Below are 18,144 nucleotides of genomic sequence, written 5' to 3' on the forward strand. Positions count from 1 at the left end.
AGTTATGCTGTATGTGATGTTTCACAAAAAACCGGTCATGCCCATTCATGACCGGTTTTTTATTTTAAGTCGATAGATAGCCATCACGACTTTCAGGCAAACGCCTGAGTTCATCAATCAGCGTTTCAATGAGTTTTTCAACCACAAGACGTTGGCCTTTTCTCGAAACATAAACCAATTGCAGCGTACCAATATTCGACTTCCAGTCAGGAAGAATATGGATAAGCGTACCTTTACGAATTTCAGATTCGACGGTTAAAAAAGGAAGGTCGGCAATGCCTAAACCATCCATCACGGCATAGTAAACGCCTGCCAAATCATTACTTTTGATTCGTGGTTGATAAGGCACATCAACCGATTCGCCGTTACGAATATTGCATAAATGCCAAATAGGATTTTGCTTTTGCGTACCTAAGCTAATACTTGGGAAATCTTGTAATTCAGAATAATGTTCAATGATGCGACCTTGCAGTAATTCAGGCGAAGCCACTAGGCAGTGATCGGTTTTAATTACATCCCGAACAATTAAATTTGAGTCCTCATTGGGTTCGAAATTGGTCCGAATCGCAAGGTCGATGTCATCATGCAAGATATCGACTCGACGGCTGGTTAGCTCGAGTGCTATTTCAACTTTGGGGTAGGTTTTTAAAAACTGATTTAAAATTTTTCTAATTTGAAAATGCATCATCAGAGGTGGGCAACTTACTTTTACCAAACCTTGAGGCTCACTTTTTTGCTTTAATAACACGTTTTCTGCACATTCAACTTGAGTAATAACTTTGCAGCATTCCTCGTAAAATTCTTGACCTAAATCGGTCACCTTAAAATGACGTGTTGTTCTTTGAATCAGGCTGACATTAAATTTATTTTCAAGGTCAATAATGCGTCGGCTGAGCTTAGATTTACTAATATTTTCAGCATCACTGGCCGCACTAAAGCCGCCGTGTTTTACGACCAAATAGAAATAATAAAAATCATCAAAAGAGCTTATCAATGTCCGATCAATCCATTTAACTTTAAGATTAGAGCGCTTAAGCACTCTAATCTTGGCAATAGAACTTATTTTTGTGAGGTATTAAAGCTATAGCTTGTCATCAGGTTGCGGTAATCAGGGATATGATTTGAGAACAACGCACCTAAACCTTCCACATCATTACGCCAGTCGCGGTGTAACTCACACGCCATACCAAACCACGTCATAAGCTGAGCACCTGCTTTTGACATACGGTCCCAAGCAGCATCACGTGTTAATTCATTGAAAGTACCAGAAGCATCGGTAATCACAAACACTTCAAAGCCTTCAGCGAGTGCAGATAAAGCTGGGAATGCCACACAAACCTCAGTCACTACCCCTGCAATAATCAGTTGTTTTTTACCTGTCGCTTTGACAGCTTTTACGAAGTCTTCATTGTCCCATGCATTGATTTGACCAGGACGTGGAATAAATGGTGCATCTGGGAAAAGTTCTTTTAATTCTGGAACTAAAGGACCATTTGGACCGTTTTCAAAACTAGTGGTAAGAATAGTTGGTAAATTAAAATATTTAGCAGCATCTGCAAGTGCTAATACATTGTTTTTAAATTTATCCGGATCGATATCTCGAACTAAAGAAAGTAAACCTGCTTGATGGTCAACCAAAAGAACCGCAGCATTATCCTTGTCTAAACGCACGTAATCTTGAGCCATTTTTTATGTCCTCATGTTATCAAAATAAATAATCAAAAATTATTGAGTAGGTCGTTATTGCCTAAAATTATGCTAGTTGAGTTTTATGTCGTGATTAAGTCTAAAAAATAGGATTAAGAATTTTAAAAATAGGACGATCTTAAAAAGAGCACATTAAATTCTTAGATTGTCTCATAGATGAAATAATGTGTTGCTAATCCTGATCTATAAACTGCAATTATTGAGGCGTAAAATCAATACCAGTTCAAGAAAATCCTACATATATAGGAGAGATCAGATGAAGAAATTTCTTGGTGCATATCAAAATAACCACATGCATTGGGTGGGTGATGGTTTCCCTGTATATAACCTATTCTCTTATGACCGTTTAGGCCAAACCTTAAGCCCATTTTTGCTACTCGATTATGCAGCGCCTTACACATTCTCGCCAACGACTGAACAGCAAGGCGTAGGTTCGCATCCTCATCGTGGCTTTGAAACAGTGACCATCGCTTACCAAGGTGAGGTGACCCATAAAGACTCAAGTGGCGGCGGCGGAACCATTAAAACTGGTGATGTACAGTGGATGACTGCGGGTGCAGGCGTGTTGCATGAAGAGTTCCATTCTCCTGAATTTGCTGAGCATGGTGGTCTTTTTGAAATGGTGCAATTGTGGGTAAATTTACCTGCTCATTCAAAAATGACGCCTGGAAAATACCAAGCGATTGAAGCTAAAGATATTCCAGACATTGCACTAGACGAAGAAGGTAGTCATTTGCGGGTTATTGCAGGTGAATATGCAGATGCAAAAGGTGCTGCAACTACATTTAGTCCATTAAATGTATGGGATGGTAAATTGGTTAAAGGCCAAAAACATACCCTCTATGTACCTGAAGGTCACACCACGCTTGTTGTGATATTAGATGGTGCGGTTGTGGTTAATGATGCAAATCGTCTTGAAGGTAAAACCGTTGCGATTTTGTCTCGTGAGGGCGTTGAGTTTAGTTTAAATGCAGAAGAAGACACTAAATTTTTAGTGTTGACTGGCCAACCACTCAATGAACCAATCGAAGGTTATGGACCATTCGTCATGAATACCAAAGCCGAGATTATGGAAGCGATTAATGATTTTAATCGTGGAAAATTCGGTTCACTCATGCAAGAAGGTTAAATTGTTTAATTGTGCTTAATTGGCTATTAAAGCAAAGTAATAAAAAGCCCGCTATCAAGTGTGAATAGCGGGCTTTTTCGCTGTAAAGATTCTATTTTTATGATGGTTTTCATTATTCTCTCGGCATTGTTTTGTGTGATTTGCTTCTCATTATTATGGGCTAATGATATCTTAAAAAAAGATAGTTGTAAAACAAATGATATAAATATAGTTAAATTATCTTATTTTATTTAAAAGATTTTTTTTAAATTTTTAAAAAATATAGATTTTTATACACTCATCCTCTTTTGTAAAATTTTATGAAAAACTTTTGGGCGGATCTGTTAAATTTTTTCTATATAAATTGATGCAAAAAATAAAAATCTGGTAGTTTTTAATACGGTGTTTTTTGGGGGTATGAGTGATAATCAAAAAAATTCTCGAAAAATGGGACATCATTTTGAATATCGCAATTATTGGCAGTGGAATGGCAGGGCTTGCGGCAGCAAGAATTCTGAAAGATGCAGGGCATACGATCACGATATTTGAAGCACTTCCTGGCCGGGGAATGGATAGCCATAGCATTGAGTTCGATGGTGGAATTATTGATGCACCGCTACGTGTGATGAATCCACATCTGTGGAAGAATACACTCAGCCTTGCTGCTCATTTAGGCATTAAAACCTTCCCAGTTCGTACTTATATGTCATGTAGCTGGTTATTCGAAGATCGTACGGAAACATGGTTAACGACATCTCGTAGCCGTATTGGTAATTTCCCGATTATTAATAACCGTAAAGGCATTCAGCAATATGGCTGGCGTCTTGTGAAAGGGATGTTGCAACTAAAAACTGCGATTCACCAGTTTTTCAAATCTAAAAATCAAGATATTACCCTCGCTGAATTTATTAATCAGAACGATATTGAAGAAGTATTCTGGCACGGTGTGGTTATGCCAGTGCTCTATACAATTTGTACGTGTAATCCAAAAACAATTGGCGATTGGCCTGCAAAAAACTTACTTGAGTTTTTACGTCACTTAACTGATGGCGACATGTTATTGCGCATGAAAGGTGGCACACCTGCATTTGTAGATAGCTTGATTAAAGGCATCGATATCCATAGCGGATCAGCAATTAAAAAAGTTGAATTACAAGGCGAAAAAGTACTGGTTGAAAACAGCCAAGGCGAACAGAACTTATTTGATCGAGTAATTGTTGCAACGCCAACCTCTAAAATCGATGAGTTTTTAAATCCTGAACAATTTGCAGAAGATATGAACCTGCTTAAGCAATTCCGCTTTGAGCAAGGCGATCTTGTCATTCATACCGATGCGACCGTTATGCCACCACGCCGTAAGGACTGGTCAGTGCTGAGCTACATGATGGACCGTAAGTTTACGCGTCAGCAATTTACAGTTTGGATGAATGCGGTTGAGCCAACACTCGTGGGTAAAAATCCTGTATTCCAAACTTGGCGTCCAGTGGTTGATATTGACCCTAAAAAAGTTATTTCAAAAGTGACTTTAACGCGTGCGGTTGTAGACTCACAAACGGTTGCTTTAAACAAAGAATTGCAACAACGCCATTTAGACCCAAGCCGTAAAGTATTCTACTGTGGTTCATGGTCGTGTGATGGCTTGCCAATTTTAGAGTCAGCAGTTACTTCTGCCATGCATATTGCTGAAATTTTAGGTGCACCTTTACCATTTGTAGGCTTAAAACCTAAGGTGGAAGTTGCCCCAGAACTCGGCTACTAAAATTGTGAAAACAAAAGTTCGAGCAGCTCTCTCTCGATTCATCCCTCATAAATATGCAATTGATGCATCAAGCTTAGGGGATGATCAAGAGCTTGCTTGGACAAATTTGGGTTTTTGGAAAAATACCCAAAACTACCGTGAAGCTTGTCGCCAATTGGCTGACCATTTGGCACAAGCTATCAATTTAAATTCAAAAGATCATCTCTTAGATTTAGGCTGCGGACAGGGTGCAAGTTTGTTACACTGGTTACAGCATTATCAGCCTAAAAGCCTCAGTGCAGTTGAATTGCAAACCCAATGTGTTCATAAAATTCAAAAGCTTACACCCGAAATAAGCCAGATTTTCTGTGGTTCATTTTTAAATTTAAAACAATTTGAATTTAAACAATACTTCGATGTGGTGATGTGTATTGATGCGGCTTATCACAGTCATTTAAATTCATTTCTAGATTCCATCGCTCTAGTTTTAAATTCAAAAGGACGATTAGGTTTTCACTACCTAATGCGTGCCGATTCATGTCAAAACATGACCATTTTACAAGAACAAAAGCATCGTTATTTACTCAAAGCAGCAAATGTCGCTTGGGATAGTGTGCCAAATGAAAAAATGCTCAGAGCTACCTTGGAACAACAAGGTTTTGTCGATATTCAAATTGAAGATTTATCAGAGCATGTATTACTCGGTTTTTCGCAATATATTCAAAATCAACAAGGACAAAAACAAAGCCGAGGATTGGCAAATTTTAAAATTCAAATGACTGCAAAGTTATGCCAACAACTCTACCAAAATGGATATGTACGTTATATTCAAATCACAGCAATAAAAAAATAGGATGAGCCATGTCAGCCAAATATCAAGGATCGTGTTTATGTGGAGCTGTGAGCTACCAAAGTGAAGCGGAGCCACGTTATAGCTTTAATTGCCATTGCCGAGATTGCCAAAAGGCCACAGGTTCAGCATATGCACCAATCGCTTTTTTTCACCAATCTGAATTGAAAGTAAGTGGTGAGCTGAAATATTTTGAGACTTTGGGATCTTCTGGCCGAGCTATTAAAAGAGCGTTTTGCCCGACGTGTGGTTCTCAGCTTTTTGGCTTACCTGAAATTGCGCCTGAAATGATTTCAATACGTGCAGGTACGCTTGATGACCCGAGTCTCTATCAGCCTAGAGCAGAGGTGTTTGTGAGCCAAGCCTATGCATGGGATACGTTGAACCCAAACCTTAAACACTTTGAAAAAATGATAGAGAAGAGCAAGAAATAAAGCTTAATTAAAAAAGCCAAATATTCCTAAAACAATCATTAAAGTAAGGCTACCAATAGCTAAAAATAATATAGTTTTTCTATATTTTAGCTGCGGCATTTTACTTACAATGAAAATAAGGCATGCGAGTATGAGCACTAAGGGCTGAAAAATATTTGATGGTAAAGTAAACATCTCGTTCATTGTTGTTTTTAAATTTATTTTAGAAATAAAGTAATAAACTCATTATATCGTTTTCTTATTTAATTGACGAACAGAACTTGTTTATAAATTCATATTTTTATTTCCATGATAGATAAATCAAGTTTTAAATTTAAAAGAATCATGTACGCTTTTTCGTACATATATTCGGGAAATTGGCGTCTTTTTATGACGTGATAAATTGCCTATGATGAACTCATCAGGAATAGGAAGTTCCGAAACGTAAAACAACAATAATAAGTTTAAGCATCAGGACGTGAGGTATTACAGGAAGTGTACCTAGTAACGAAATACGAAAAAAGCCCAACAGGATGTTGGGCTTTTTTCATTTCTTATTAACGAATTTCTTTACCGCCTAAGGCAGCACAGTTAAATGGTGTATTCCATTTCACAGCAGTACCTGTGAGTACTGGGCGAACAATACGCCAAGGCCAGAAACCAAATCTTTGGCTTTGGTGATAATTAATCACCACATCTGCACCATACTTACGGGCAACGTTAGCTAATTTAGGTTTTACTTCTTCAAAGCCACCATAGGTTCCTTTTGCGGCTTTAATACGTTTAATAGATTTATAGTGCTCTGCTGAAGGATTACCTTCAATTAAGCAAATGGGTGGGTTTGTAGTGGTTTGAATTTGAGGTTGAGATGTAGTTTCTTGAGCATATGTTGTTAAAGGGAATGCTAGAAATAAAGCAGGTAAAATAAAACGAAGTTTCATACTTTTCCGTATTGGTATCTTAATGAATTAAAGTTTATAAAATAGGTCTTATTTATATGACCTTATTTGGTGGCGCATTATAATCTTATCTTTTTCATATTTCTTATTTTAAAATTATATTTTTTTATAAATTAAGAACGTAGATTTTTCTGTTAAAAGAATAAATTGCTTTTAGAAAAAAAATTTTGAAGCTCGAGTTTATAATAAAATTTTAGATAAATACCTTTATTTAAAACAGTATGAATATACTATGCCTAAAACCACAGACAACAAAAAACCCCATAAATCAAATATTTATGAGGTTTAATGATGGTGCCGGCACACGGATTCGAACTGTGGACCTACTGATTACAAGTCAGTTGCTCTACCAACTGAGCTATGCCGGCAATGTGGAGTGAATTTTACAGTTTCTTAAAAAAATTACAAGCCAAAAAATGAGCATTTAAATTTTTTCATATCATTTTTAAATTCTCATAGGGTTTAGCCTGAAAAAGTTAGGGTTTCAACGCATTAATGCGCTTTCGCGTGTTTTGTATAAATTACTAAAAATATCCCAAGTAATGACAGTACAACGGTTAAGCCAACAATCGCATTCCAACCACCGTGCAACCAGAACCAACCACCTGCCGAACCGACAATACTTGAACCCATATAGTAAAAAAGTAAGTAGAGCGAACTAGCATGTGCTTTAGCTTGTTTGCTTTCAGCTCCAACAGAACTACTGGTGAGTGAGTGGGTAATAAAGAAACCTGTAGTAATAAATGCAATACCAATAATAATGCCAAAAAGCGAGCTGAGTAGGGTCATGAGACTACCCACAATCATTAAGGCAAAGCCACTCATCATCATGGTTTTTTTGCCAAAGCGATCCGCTAAGCTACCTGCCAACGATGAAGACACCATGCCAAAGCTATACGACAAGAAAATAAGGCTAATTTGCGTCTGACTGAGTGAATAAGGCGCTCCACTTAAACGGAAAGTGGCATAGTTAAACAAGGTCACAAACACACTAGTGAGCAAGAACCCAATGGCGAACAGGCGTAATAATTTAGTATTGCTTAAATGAGCACGCCACATTTGCATGTGAAAATCTAAATTTAGCCCTTTTTTCTGCACAAAATTACGCGAAGCAGGCAGTAGTTTTAAAAAGGCAATTGAGCAAATAAAACAGATTGCTCCAAGTAAGCCTAAAGCAGTTCGCCAAGAAAAATATTCAACCAAAATACCCATACCGACACGGCCCATCATGCCGCCAAAAGCTGTCCCTGCAATATACAACCCCATGGTTTTACCCAAGTGTTCAGGTGCAATTTCTTCGGCAATCCAAGCCATTGTCACTGCGGGTACACCACCAAGCAATAAACCTTCTAACGCACGTGCCATCAGCAAACTGTGCCAGTTAGGGGTAAACATTGAGACAATATTTAAAATTGCTGCACACAGCATTGATGTAAAGATTACACCGCGGCGGCCAAGGGCTTGTGAAAAGGCGCTTGATAGTACAATCGAAATCGCTAAAAAAGCAGTTGTTAATGACAGTGCTAAAGAGCTACTCGCAGGGCTAATCTGGAAGCTTTGGCTAAATGCGGGCAGGAGTGGCTGTACACAATAAATCAGAGAGAAACTAGCAAAACCTACGAGGAATAAAGCAAATCCTGCGTGTTTATAGGCTTTAGTCCCTTTGTGAATCCACTCACGGGAAAGAACAGAAGTTGCCTCAGTGTTTAAGGTACTGGGTGTAGATGAAGAACTCATATCATGACCATGACAGAAAGAAAGAGCAGTGCTTGAAGGCGTGCTGCATCGAGAAAATTCGATAAATTAAAATTAGCAATTTGAGTGGTATTTTTCTAATATATTTAATAATAGGTCATGATATGTTTTATATATAGCGATGGAACTCAGGCATATACGCTACTTTTTAGCGGTAGCAGAAGAAAAAAACTTTACCAAAGCTGCGCAACGCTTAAACATGAGCCAGCCGCCTTTAAGCATGCAAATACGAGACTTAGAAGAAGAGCTAGGTGCAGATTTATTTATTCGATCACCTCATGGGGTAGAGCTGACCGAAGCGGGGCTTGCCTTTTTAAATGCAATTCAGCCAGTACAGCAGCGTGTAGAAGATGCAGCGAGCTTAGTTAAACAAGTGGCAAATGGCGAAGTGGGCCAATTGCGATTAGGCTTTACAGGCACTTCAATGCTGAACCCTCTCATTCCTAAATGTGTTCGCTATTTCCAGCAGCAATACCCGAAAGTAAATTTAAAACTTGAAGAAGCCAACACCTTACTTCTCATCGATTTATTGCTCGAAGACCGCTTAGATGTTGCGATTATTCGTTCACCACGAAATATTCCAGATAGTTTAATTCTCCAAGAATTATTAGCAGAGCCACTCATTGCCGCTTTACCTTCTGAGTCTTTGAGTCTAGATGATTCAACGCAAGAAATTAATTTAACGGCACTACGAGAGCTTGATTTTATTGTCTCGCCACCATCCATTAGTGCAGGGCTTTTTGATGCGATTAAACAGGCCTGCCATGAGCGTGGCTTTGAACCGAAAATTGGACAAAATGCTCCGCAAATTGTGTCGATTTTATCGTTAGTGTCTGCAAATTTGGGGGTGTCTTTGGTTCCTGAGTCGACCAAACAATTGCAAATACAGGGTGTGGCATATCGCTCTTTGAAAGCACCTATACCTACGGTGGGGTTAGGGCTTGCTTATAAGAAACATGCCCCTTCACAAATGGCGATTAACTTTGCCAGTGTGGTGCAAGTCGCTTGTCATTTTGATAATCGGCAACTGGAGATTTAAAGAGAAGTATTGATCGTTTTATATATTTTAGAAATACGGAAATCCTAGTTTTACAAACCATTGAAAAAGCACAAATAGAAAAATCTATTTGTGCTTTTAAGCTATAAATTTATTTAGTTCTCTCGTGCTAAATAAATTTAGCTTTTCACTCTAAACCAAGTTGCATAAAGTGCTGGTACAAAGAATAACGTCAATATAGTCGCCACGGCTAAACCGCCCATAATTGCAATTGCCATCGGACCCCATAAGGTGGAAAGTGTTAGAGGGATCATTGCTAAAATTGCAGCCAAAGCTGTGAGTAGAACAGGACGAGTACGTCCTACAGTGGCTTGAATAATTGCTTGTTCAGGTGATTGACCTGTCGAAATATTCCTATCTATCTGATCAACTAGAATAACTGAATTTCGCATAATCATGCCCGCTAGAGCAATTACGCCTAATGTGGCCACAAAACCGAATGGTGCACGAGTAATCAATAAGGCTAGGCTTACTCCGATCATGCCAAGTGGGGCTGTTAATACCACCATAAACATGCGGCTAAAGCTTTGCAGCTGTAACATCAGGAATATTACCCATAGTAGTAACATAACAGGCATAACAGACTGAATGGCTGCATCTGCTTTAGCACTTTCTTCAATCGTTCCACCAGTCTCGATACTGTACCCAATAGGTAACATTTTACGAAGATCATTTAGCGTCGGTTCTATTTGCTTTGAAACATCTGGCGCTTGAGCATCATTTACATCGGCACGAACACTGAGAGTTGGTAAGCGATTACGTATCCAGATACCACCTTCTTCTAATACGGGTCTAAGTTCAGCAACTTGGTCGAGAGGAATATTTCTTCCGTTTGATGCACGAATCGTAATTTGGCCCATTTGAGCTGTATCAAGCCGATTATCTGCTTTCGCTCTTGCTACCACATCAATTAATTCGGTACCTTCTCTAATTTGAGTGACGGTATAACCACTTAATAACATTTGTAAGGTACGTGAAATATCTTGCGAACTGATTCCTAAACTACGGGCACGTTCCTGATCAATGATAAATCTGATGGCTTTACTGCGTTCATTCCATTGAAAATTGACATCGCGTACATTTGGATGCTGACGCATAATGTCACGGACTTCGCCAGCAATTTCACGAACTTTTTCTGGGTCTTTACCACGGACCCTAAACTGTACAGGATAGCCGACTGTTGGTCCTAACTCTAGTCGGTAAACCCGTGTGCGAATATGCGGAAATTGTTGAGCAAGACGATTATGCAAATCAGAAGTTAGCTGACTCGCTTGTTTAATGTCTTTGGGATAAACAATTAACTGAGCATAATTATTTTTAGGTGTTTCCGGATCAAGAGATAAATAAAAACGGGGAGAACCAGTTCCCACATAAGCTGTGAAATCGCGTACTCGTTGATCACTGGAAAGTAATTTTTCAACTTGTTTTGTTGCATTTAAAGTTGCTGTGTAGCTCGCGCCTTCTTCGAGTTGTACATCAATTAAAATTTCTTCACGCGGAGAATCAGGGAAGAATTGTTGAGGAACAAATTGAAATGCAACTAAAGATAAAACAAAGCTGAGAACAGTAGCCAGTAAAACCCATTTTCTGTTTTTGACGCACCATACAATTTTACGGCTAAACCATTGTGAGAGTTTATCTCTATAGGAATTTTGTGCGGAATGAGGGTCATGGGCTTGTACTTTAGGAAGTAAAATTGTGCCTAAAAAGGGTGTAAATAATACTGCCACCAACCATGAAACTATTAAAGAAATCCCAACGACCCAAAAAATTGATCCGGTAAATTCACTCGTTGAAGATAAAGCAAAGCCAACTGGGACAAAGCCAGCGGCTGTAATTAATGTGCCTGTTAGCATTGGAAAAGCTGTACTACTCCAGGCAAAACTGGCAGCTTTAAAACGATCCAGACCTTCTTCCATTTTAACTTGCATCATTTCGACTGCAATAATCGCGTCATCAACTAACAAGCCCAAGGCAATAATAAGTGCACCTAACGAGATTCTTTGTAAATTGATATCTAGGCGCCACATCAAGAAAAAGGTAATACCTAAAACCAGAGGTACAGATAAAGCAACTACAATCCCTGTTCGTACACCCAAAGCAAATAAACTAACAGCTAAAACAATAGCTAGTGCTAGCAAAAAGTGTCCGAGAAACTCATTTACCGAATGTTCGACAAGACTAGGCTGGTCTACTATCTTTTCAATAGTAATGCCAGCAGGTAAGGCTTCTTGTACCTCTTTAATACTTTGATCAAGCTGTTTTCCTAAAGCAAGAATATCGCCTTTTTCTGTCATTGAAACTGCAAGTCCAGTGACTCGTTCGCCATTTCGTCTCATGGAGGTTTGGGGAGGGTCAATAAACCCTTTACTAATATGGGCAACATCTCCTAAATGAATATTGTGTGATCCAACCTGAACTACAATATTTTTTAAGTCTTGTATGGTTTTTACATCTCCATCAACACGGGCATATATACGTGCATGAGGACCTTCAAAAGTTCCTGCTGACTCAACCGCATTCTGTTTTTGTAAATCATTGACTAGGTCTAAGGGTGAAATACCCAGTTGGGCTAACTTGGCATAATTAAATTCAATATAAAAGCGAGGTTCTTGAATACCTAACAACATGACTTTTGATACATCAGGAACCTGAAGAAGATGGTCTCTTGTAGAAAGAAGAACCTGCTTCATTTTGACATCGTCAAATCCATCAGCATGAAATGCATAAATAGATCCAAACGTATCTCCAAAGTCATCATTAAAAAAAGGACCTTGAATATCTTTGGGTAAATTTTGTCGTATATCGTTTACACGCTTGCGTGCTTGATACCAGCTTTCTTCAATTTGGCTTTTACGGGTCCAATCCTTCAGAACTAAAAAGATAGTTGCTTGACCTGGGCGTACATAACTTTGTACATAATCATAATTAGGTACTTCTTGAAGCGTGCGCTGAATCTTTTCGACCACCTGTTGTTCTAGATCGCGTGTGGTAGCACCAGGCCAATTGACGTCTATTGTCATGACTTTGATCGTCAAATTAGGGTCTTCGGCGCGCCCTAATTTAAAATAAGCCACGGTACCTAAAAGTAGGGAAAGTAGCATCGCAAAAATAACCAATGTTCGATGCTGGAGTCCCCAACTGGATAAGTTAAATCCTTTCAAGGCAACCTCCCATCCCATGCTTTTACAGCCAACTTACTGTCTAGGCGATGTACCCCAGCCGTGACAACTCGTTCACCAGCCTCAACTCCTTTGGCAACCGTAATGGTTTCAGTATTGATTTTGCTCAATAATACGGGGCGGAGTTGTAGATTTTTAGCACCATGAGGGAGTACCCAAACCGCGGTTTGTTGTCCTTTTTGAAACAGGGCACTAATAGGTAAAATAATTTCCTGATTTACATTGTTGTTTAAAAAATGGATGGTTACTGTCATACCTAATTTAGCTACAGTAGGTAAATTCGATATAGAAATACGAACGCGATAAGTTCGACTGTTCGGGTCTGCAACAGTCGCTATCTCACGCACATGACCTGTAAATGTATGCTCGGATAAGCTAAGTAATTTGATGCTAGCTTGTTGATCTATTTTCAGTTGATTAATCTGACTTTCTGGAACATCTATCTGTACTTCATTTTCACCAGTTTGAGCCAGTTTAAATATAGGAGTTCCAGCTGAGATGACTTGCCCACTTTCTGCCTGAACTTCCGCAATTGTTCCCGCTGCTGGTGAACGCAAAGTCGTATAACTTAGATCATTTTGTGCCCGATCAAGTCGGCTTTGAGCTGCATTTACCTGTGCTTGAGTGTTTTGATATGAGTTTTCTAAACTATCGAGATCAGCTCGTGAAATAGCACCTATTTCGACCAGACTACGATTGCGATGTAGATCTCTTTGTACTCTCGCGAGGGTACTTTGAGCTTGATGCAATTCAGCAGATGCTTCCTGAATACTAAGCCTAAAAGGGGTGTCATCTAACTGGGCTAATGGCTGATTTTTGCTAATGGTTGCGCCTGTATCAACTAAACGTTTTATGACACGACCTGCTACCCGAAAAGAGAGTTGGCTTTCAACTCGAGGCACAATATTTCCGGAAAAAGATAAATTAGAGAGTTCTCCAGCAGGAGATGCTGTGGTGAGTTGAACCGCAATAATCTTTTCTGGCTCCTCGGTTTTATGGCTACAGCCAACAAAGAAAATAAAACTTATGAAAATTAAAACTATAAAAATCATATAGATATTTTGTTCTAATGATTTCAATTGATTTTTAAACTCTATTGGAGGCATTTCATAGGTCCTTAAAGGGAGTTTTTAAATAACTAAAGTTTTCAGAGAAATATTTTTGTACTGGTTCGCAAAATATTTGAATTTTGTACTGATTTGTATAAAATAGTCAATGAATTTTTCAAGGTGATGGGTAATGGAAACTAAATCACGAGGAAGACCGCGTTCTTACGATCCTGAACAAGTACTAGAGCGTGCTTTACATGCATTTTGGAAAGGTGGATTTTCTGGAACTTCTCTAGACACTTTGGCTTTGGTCACAGGATTAAATCGACCGAGTCTTTATGCAGGGCTAGGAGATAAACGTACAATTTACATAAAAGCTATGCGTTATTTTCAGAAATATGCCAAGACAGAATTTGGTAAGGCGCTGGAATATAAAGATACGGATCGCACTTTTGCCGATGTGATTTTGAGATATTTGCAAACAGCCCTTGAAGTGGATGGATACCATGAAGATATTAATTTAAGCGGATGTGCAGTTATATCTACTGCCATGGCTGATGCGCTGGCAGATAATGAGATTCAGGCTGTATTAAAAGAGGTCTTAACGGAAATGGATGAACAGCTGTATCAACGTCTGGATATGGCTCGGCTAAATCTTGAATTACCTCGTGATACTGATATTAGAGCCTTAGCTTTCTTAATGACTTCGGCTGCACATAGTATTGGTATTCGAGCTAGAGCGGGTTTGAATTTACAGCAAATTGAAGAATTATTACTTTCAGTTTCTAAAATACTTTGTCCTGCGTAAGAAAAATTCGGTTTAAATTAAAGCTCTCTAAAATTTATCATTTATGTTTTAAAGAGAGTTTAGATTTTATTTTTCAGTAATATAGCCGTAAAATTGATATCAATGTTTAGACGCTCTGTTCATTAAAAAGATGCCTGAAATAATAAAAATCGCACCATATAAAAACGATAAAGTCGGCTGTTCATGAATGAAAAACCAAGCCATAAGTGCTGCAAAAATAGGTTCTGAAAGCTCGGTCACTTGTACCTTTGCGGCACTCATATAAGACAACGCTTTAGTGGTACAGAAAAAGCCGAGGATGGTCGGCAGGACAGCTAAACCAATCAAACCTAAAACAATGTCACTATTAAAAGTAATGCTATGCAAGTTTATTAAAAACGGAACCGCAAGGTAAACACTGCCAAACAGCAATAAATATTTAGTCAGAAACAGCCCGCCGTTTAATTTGAACTTTTTTACTAAAACCGAAAATAAGCCATAACCCGTACCGGCAATAGAAGCGTTGATCAGCATTAAAAGGCTATTTTCACCTTTCCACGAAATGATACTAATCCCCGCGACAGCCAATAATGTTCCAATAAGAGAGTGAATGTAGATACTTTCTTTTAAAATGAACCGACCAAAAAATAGGGCAGAGATGGCAGCCGAAGCCATGAGGACCACCACCACATTGGCCGCAGCACCGTGGTTGTAGGCAATGGTTTCGAAAAAGAATAAAGAGAAAATCCCTAAAAAAGCACATATGGCAATTTGAGTAAAAACGCTGAGTTTACTTGGTGTGCTGCTAATAAAGGCAAGCTTTTGGCTGACTGGCACTTTAAATAAAAACACACTTAAAAAGAAAAAGGCGATAATGGTTTTTAAAAAGGCAATGTCTTGTGGGTTTAAACCACTGTGCATGAGTAATTTACTAATTACACCAATAGAGGCATTGAGTGCGGCCGCACAAAGTGCAAATAGGGTTCCAATAATTAAATTATTCACTCTTATAATTCTTCCTAAGTTTTACACATGCAGTCTACATTATTTTTTAGATGAATATTCAATGTTCTTTATATTAAATATTTAAGAATCGATAAGTTTAATATAATTAAAAAGTTACTCATGAGGGTAGAATGAAACTTTATATAATATTTTTATTTTATTATTTTTAAATCATAGATTTTAGATGATGTTTAACTTGTTTATAGTGAATTATTAAAATTCACTTATAATAGATTGTCTTAATAATTTGAATGAATTATGCTTTATTACTTTTATTAAAAAATATTGACGTATTAAAATTTTAAAAAATATATTAAAGAGTGTGTTAAATTATTAAAGTTAATTGTTGGATAGTAATACGATTTATAAAAACAGTATATTTCTTTATATATAGGATGAATATGATTAAGGGCAGTTGTTGTTGTGGTGTTATTAAATTTGAAATAAGTACTGTTCCAGATATGATGGGAACTTGTCATTGTTCACGTTGTAGAAAATTAGGTTCTAGTACCATTATTTTTGTAAAAAAAGAATCATTTAATCTTATTCAGGGTAAAGAATTTATAGAAATATATAAACCTGAATCACCATTTAGTTATGTAAGAACATTTTGTAAGAAATGTGGAACAGCGTTAGGTGAAATTGGTTCAGAAAATGACTCTTTTCCAGTGCCTGTTAATTGCTTAGATGATGATCCTGGATTGCGGAACCAGTTCCATGTTTTTGTCTCATCTAAACCTGTTTGGTATGACATTGCAGACTCGGCACCTCAATATCAAGAGAATCCAGCTTAATATTATTTTTAGATTCTTAAAGTACCTTTTATAAGTTCAAACACATATCTAGATTTTAAAAATGGCATATCTTTAGGTTCGATAATTGTGGATAAATTTGAGTTTATCCACAATTCAAACGATTTACTTTAGGTGTGTAAATTTTTAATAGGAGGCTCATCTATAGTTAATGACTTTAATAAAAAGTAGGTCTTTTAGACGAGTCTAGTCGAAAAGTGGTGACCATAACAATTTTAGTTATGAAAATATCCCTGCCAAAATTCACTTTATGGGAGATAGCCAAATACAGGTTGAAGATGCGATTAAAACCAGTATGAAAATTTTGCAAAGTGCAATTGCTCAAAGCAATCATTCTAATTTGAGTCTAAATGAATCTTCTTAGTTAAGTTTGGTTTGATTCTACTAAACAAAAGGCTTGGGCTAAAATGTTCAGGCCTTTTTTATATGACATGAAGAAATAATCTAAGTTAACGACCATTGTAAGGACTTTTGTTTCAAATAATTGTGATTTATGGAGCTTACTCATATTATATAATTAGTTAATTATTAAAGAATTTTAAAAATGATTAAATCGATTATTTCAGGTTGCGCGGTTCTTACACTTTCAGCTTTGGCGGTCACGCATGCAGAGTTTTCTTATGAACAAGAGCTACAACAAAGCTGTAATAAAGTGAAGCAATACGCGAGTTTAGGTAAGAAATTCTACGACCAAAAACAATATAAAAAAGCGCTCGAAAATTTCCAGAATCAAGCCTCTTGGACTGCATTTTGTAAAGCCAATGCAGACGAAACCACAGTTAAATTTACCGACCGTGATATTGAAGTTGCCAACAATAATGTGGGCTTAGCCTATGCCAAATTGGGTCAGCCACTTTGGGCAAGATCGTGGTTTATGCTCGATGAAAAATCAAAGTCGAGTCAGTTTAATCTTAAGCAATTACCTGCACCTAAAGCATCAAATGACCTATCAGGTGAATATGTCAGATACTCAGGTTTTGGTGAGTGGGACCACATCACGGTAAGCCGTAAGCAGGGCCAATATGCAATCAGCTATACCGGTTTATATATGGGACTTAGAAGCTTAATTTATGGCCCAAACATGGGTGAGTTCGACACCAAAATGCCGACTAATAAAAAGCAAACGGTTTATAAAAATGAAGACTGCCGCATTCAGCTCGATTTTAAATCTAACGCGAAATTAGGAAATTATATTCAAGTTAAACAAAGCGAAGGCGAGTCGGGCTGTGGCTTTGGACATAACGTTTATGCCGATGGAACGTATTTAAAAGTTGAGTCTGGAAAATAAAAACGATAGGAACACAATAATGAAAAATATATTTGCGCCTTTACTACTTCTTTCGACGGTTATTTTTTCTGCTCACATTTATGCAGAGCCAACTAGCACATGCAAAGAAGTGAAATTCCAAAAAGCTGACGAGGCTTGGAGTGGGCACTATTATTTAAATGGCGTGATGGAAGTTGGTTCGGAACTTTTACTTCAACCAAACGGCAAGTTTCAATGGATGCTCGCTGTTGGTGCTTTAGATCAATATGCTGAAGGCACATGGTGGAAAAACGGGGACTGTATTGGTTTAAAACCAGACTCTAAATTTAAAAAGGATTTAAGTATTTTTCCTGAAAGCCTAACGATTTCTGACAAATCTTTAGACGCGATCTGGGAAGGTGGACGCCAGCAAGGTACATATAGCAAAGACTAAATAAAAAAGTCCGACACTAAGT

The 18,144-nt window shown here is 37.8% G+C and carries 16 protein-coding genes, 1 tRNA gene and 2 pseudogenes; 11 read left to right on the plus strand and 8 right to left on the minus strand.

The features are described from left to right. Positions 1 to 64: 64 nt before the first annotated feature. A complete protein-coding gene (locus ACYU0V_RS01075; protein WP_461848736.1) occupies positions 65 to 1,039 on the minus strand; it encodes a LysR substrate-binding domain-containing protein in 975 nt (324 codons plus the stop codon). Between the two features lie 20 nt (positions 1,040 to 1,059). Continuing rightward, positions 1,060 to 1,686: an isochorismate family cysteine hydrolase YcaC gene (gene ycaC / locus ACYU0V_RS01080; RefSeq protein WP_002052204.1), complete on the minus strand. Its 627-nt coding sequence runs from the start codon at positions 1,684 to 1,686 to the stop codon at positions 1,060 to 1,062. Positions 1,687 to 1,963: 277 nt separating this feature from the next. On the opposite strand from ycaC, the gene ACYU0V_RS01085 reads away from it, so the two are divergent. From ACYU0V_RS01085 to ACYU0V_RS01100, 4 genes are all read left to right on the plus strand, one after another. Beyond that, positions 1,964 to 2,836, plus strand: a complete 873-nt coding sequence (locus tag ACYU0V_RS01085; RefSeq protein WP_068564491.1) for a pirin family protein — start codon at positions 1,964 to 1,966, stop codon at positions 2,834 to 2,836. A 439-nt stretch (positions 2,837 to 3,275) separates the two neighbouring features. Further along, positions 3,276 to 4,574 (plus strand): FAD-dependent oxidoreductase, encoded by a 1,299-nt coding sequence (locus ACYU0V_RS01090; RefSeq protein WP_050501297.1) that lies wholly within the window; start codon positions 3,276 to 3,278, stop codon positions 4,572 to 4,574. Positions 4,575 to 4,578: 4 nt separating this feature from the next. Then, the gene (locus ACYU0V_RS01095; RefSeq protein ID WP_461848739.1) at positions 4,579 to 5,406 is read left to right on the plus strand and encodes an SAM-dependent methyltransferase; all 828 of its coding nucleotides are present in this window, start codon (positions 4,579 to 4,581) and stop codon (positions 5,404 to 5,406) included. Positions 5,407 to 5,414: 8 nt separating this feature from the next. After that, positions 5,415 to 5,837 (plus strand): GFA family protein, encoded by a 423-nt coding sequence (locus ACYU0V_RS01100; protein ID WP_005066916.1) that lies wholly within the window; start codon positions 5,415 to 5,417, stop codon positions 5,835 to 5,837. 536 nt (positions 5,838 to 6,373) lie between these two features. Here the strand turns inward: ACYU0V_RS01100 and ACYU0V_RS01105 are convergent. Then, positions 6,374 to 6,757, minus strand: a complete 384-nt coding sequence (locus ACYU0V_RS01105; protein ID WP_078219830.1) for a hypothetical protein — start codon at positions 6,755 to 6,757, stop codon at positions 6,374 to 6,376. 175 nt (positions 6,758 to 6,932) lie between these two features. Here ACYU0V_RS01105 and ACYU0V_RS01110 point away from each other — a divergent pair. After that, positions 6,933 to 7,064 (plus strand): annotated as a pseudogene (locus tag ACYU0V_RS01110) (hypothetical protein); the annotation flags it as partial. 3 nt (positions 7,065 to 7,067) lie between these two features. Here ACYU0V_RS01110 and ACYU0V_RS01115 read toward each other — a convergent pair. Together ACYU0V_RS01115 and sxtP are read right to left on the minus strand one after the other, a co-directional pair. Continuing rightward, positions 7,068 to 7,143, minus strand: a tRNA-Thr gene (locus ACYU0V_RS01115). A gap of 124 nt (positions 7,144 to 7,267) precedes the next feature. After that, complete coding sequence (sxtP, locus tag ACYU0V_RS01120) at positions 7,268 to 8,512, minus strand: multidrug efflux MFS transporter SxtP (RefSeq protein ID WP_461848741.1); 1,245 nt, start codon at positions 8,510 to 8,512, stop codon at positions 7,268 to 7,270. Positions 8,513 to 8,651: 139 nt separating this feature from the next. On the opposite strand from sxtP, the gene sxtR reads away from it, so the two are divergent. Next, positions 8,652 to 9,569, plus strand: a complete 918-nt coding sequence (gene sxtR, locus ACYU0V_RS01125) for a multidrug efflux pump transcriptional activator SxtR (RefSeq protein ID WP_372542945.1) — start codon at positions 8,652 to 8,654, stop codon at positions 9,567 to 9,569. Positions 9,570 to 9,706: 137 nt separating this feature from the next. On the opposite strand, the gene ACYU0V_RS01130 is transcribed toward sxtR, so the two are convergent. Together ACYU0V_RS01130 and ACYU0V_RS01135 are read right to left on the minus strand one after the other, a co-directional pair. After that, positions 9,707 to 12,751: an efflux RND transporter permease subunit gene (locus ACYU0V_RS01130; RefSeq protein ID WP_461848742.1), complete on the minus strand. Its 3,045-nt coding sequence runs from the start codon at positions 12,749 to 12,751 to the stop codon at positions 9,707 to 9,709. Continuing rightward, positions 12,748 to 13,875, minus strand: coding sequence for an efflux RND transporter periplasmic adaptor subunit (locus tag ACYU0V_RS01135; protein ID WP_461848743.1), 1,128 nt, complete (start codon positions 13,873 to 13,875; stop codon positions 12,748 to 12,750). The genes ACYU0V_RS01130 and ACYU0V_RS01135 overlap by 4 nt, the downstream gene beginning before the upstream one ends. Positions 13,876 to 14,008: 133 nt before the next feature. Here ACYU0V_RS01135 and ACYU0V_RS01140 point away from each other — a divergent pair, with 133 nt between their 5' ends. After that, the gene (locus ACYU0V_RS01140; RefSeq protein ID WP_151282557.1) at positions 14,009 to 14,626 is read left to right on the plus strand and encodes a TetR/AcrR family transcriptional regulator; all 618 of its coding nucleotides are present in this window, start codon (positions 14,009 to 14,011) and stop codon (positions 14,624 to 14,626) included. 99 nt (positions 14,627 to 14,725) lie between these two features. On the opposite strand, the gene ACYU0V_RS01145 is transcribed toward ACYU0V_RS01140, so the two are convergent. Beyond that, positions 14,726 to 15,610 (minus strand): DMT family transporter, encoded by an 885-nt coding sequence (locus tag ACYU0V_RS01145; RefSeq protein ID WP_461848744.1) that lies wholly within the window; start codon positions 15,608 to 15,610, stop codon positions 14,726 to 14,728. 401 nt (positions 15,611 to 16,011) lie between these two features. Here ACYU0V_RS01145 and ACYU0V_RS01150 point away from each other — a divergent pair, with 401 nt between their 5' ends. From ACYU0V_RS01150 to ACYU0V_RS01165, 4 genes and pseudogenes are all read left to right on the plus strand, one after another. Next, positions 16,012 to 16,404 carry a GFA family protein gene (locus tag ACYU0V_RS01150; RefSeq protein WP_174725488.1) on the plus strand — a complete coding sequence of 131 codons (393 nt, stop codon included), beginning with the start codon at positions 16,012 to 16,014 and terminating at the stop codon, positions 16,402 to 16,404. Between the two features lie 211 nt (positions 16,405 to 16,615). Further along, positions 16,616 to 16,786 (plus strand): annotated as a pseudogene (locus ACYU0V_RS01155) (ATP-grasp domain-containing protein); the annotation flags it as partial. A gap of 180 nt (positions 16,787 to 16,966) precedes the next feature. Next, a complete protein-coding gene (locus ACYU0V_RS01160; protein ID WP_461848746.1) occupies positions 16,967 to 17,710 on the plus strand; it encodes a hypothetical protein in 744 nt (247 codons plus the stop codon). A 19-nt stretch (positions 17,711 to 17,729) separates the two neighbouring features. Then, positions 17,730 to 18,122 (plus strand): hypothetical protein, encoded by a 393-nt coding sequence (locus tag ACYU0V_RS01165; protein WP_005078572.1) that lies wholly within the window; start codon positions 17,730 to 17,732, stop codon positions 18,120 to 18,122. Positions 18,123 to 18,144: the final 22 nt, after the last annotated feature.

It is taken from the genome of Acinetobacter sp. X9 (assembly GCF_054889255.1).

Bases quoted from the DNA above. Each gene is read 5' to 3' on its own strand.
- ycaC (WP_002052204.1), bottom strand. From the start codon at position 1,686: ATGGCTCAAGATTACGTGCGTTTAGACAAGGATAATGCTGCGGTTCTT.
- ACYU0V_RS01085 (WP_068564491.1), top strand. From the start codon at position 1,964: ATGAAGAAATTTCTTGGTGCATATCAAAATAACCACATGCATTGGGTG.
- ACYU0V_RS01100 (WP_005066916.1), top strand. From the start codon at position 5,415: ATGTCAGCCAAATATCAAGGATCGTGTTTATGTGGAGCTGTGAGCTAC.
- ACYU0V_RS01105 (WP_078219830.1), bottom strand. From the start codon at position 6,757: ATGAAACTTCGTTTTATTTTACCTGCTTTATTTCTAGCATTCCCTTTA.
- sxtP (WP_461848741.1), bottom strand. From the start codon at position 8,512: ATGAGTTCTTCATCTACACCCAGTACCTTAAACACTGAGGCAACTTCT.
- sxtR (WP_372542945.1), top strand. From the start codon at position 8,652: ATGGAACTCAGGCATATACGCTACTTTTTAGCGGTAGCAGAAGAAAAA.
- ACYU0V_RS01135 (WP_461848743.1), bottom strand. From the start codon at position 13,875: ATGCCTCCAATAGAGTTTAAAAATCAATTGAAATCATTAGAACAAAAT.
- ACYU0V_RS01140 (WP_151282557.1), top strand. From the start codon at position 14,009: ATGGAAACTAAATCACGAGGAAGACCGCGTTCTTACGATCCTGAACAA.
- ACYU0V_RS01150 (WP_174725488.1), top strand. From the start codon at position 16,012: ATGATTAAGGGCAGTTGTTGTTGTGGTGTTATTAAATTTGAAATAAGT.
- ACYU0V_RS01160 (WP_461848746.1), top strand. From the start codon at position 16,967: ATGATTAAATCGATTATTTCAGGTTGCGCGGTTCTTACACTTTCAGCT.
- ACYU0V_RS01165 (WP_005078572.1), top strand. From the start codon at position 17,730: ATGAAAAATATATTTGCGCCTTTACTACTTCTTTCGACGGTTATTTTT.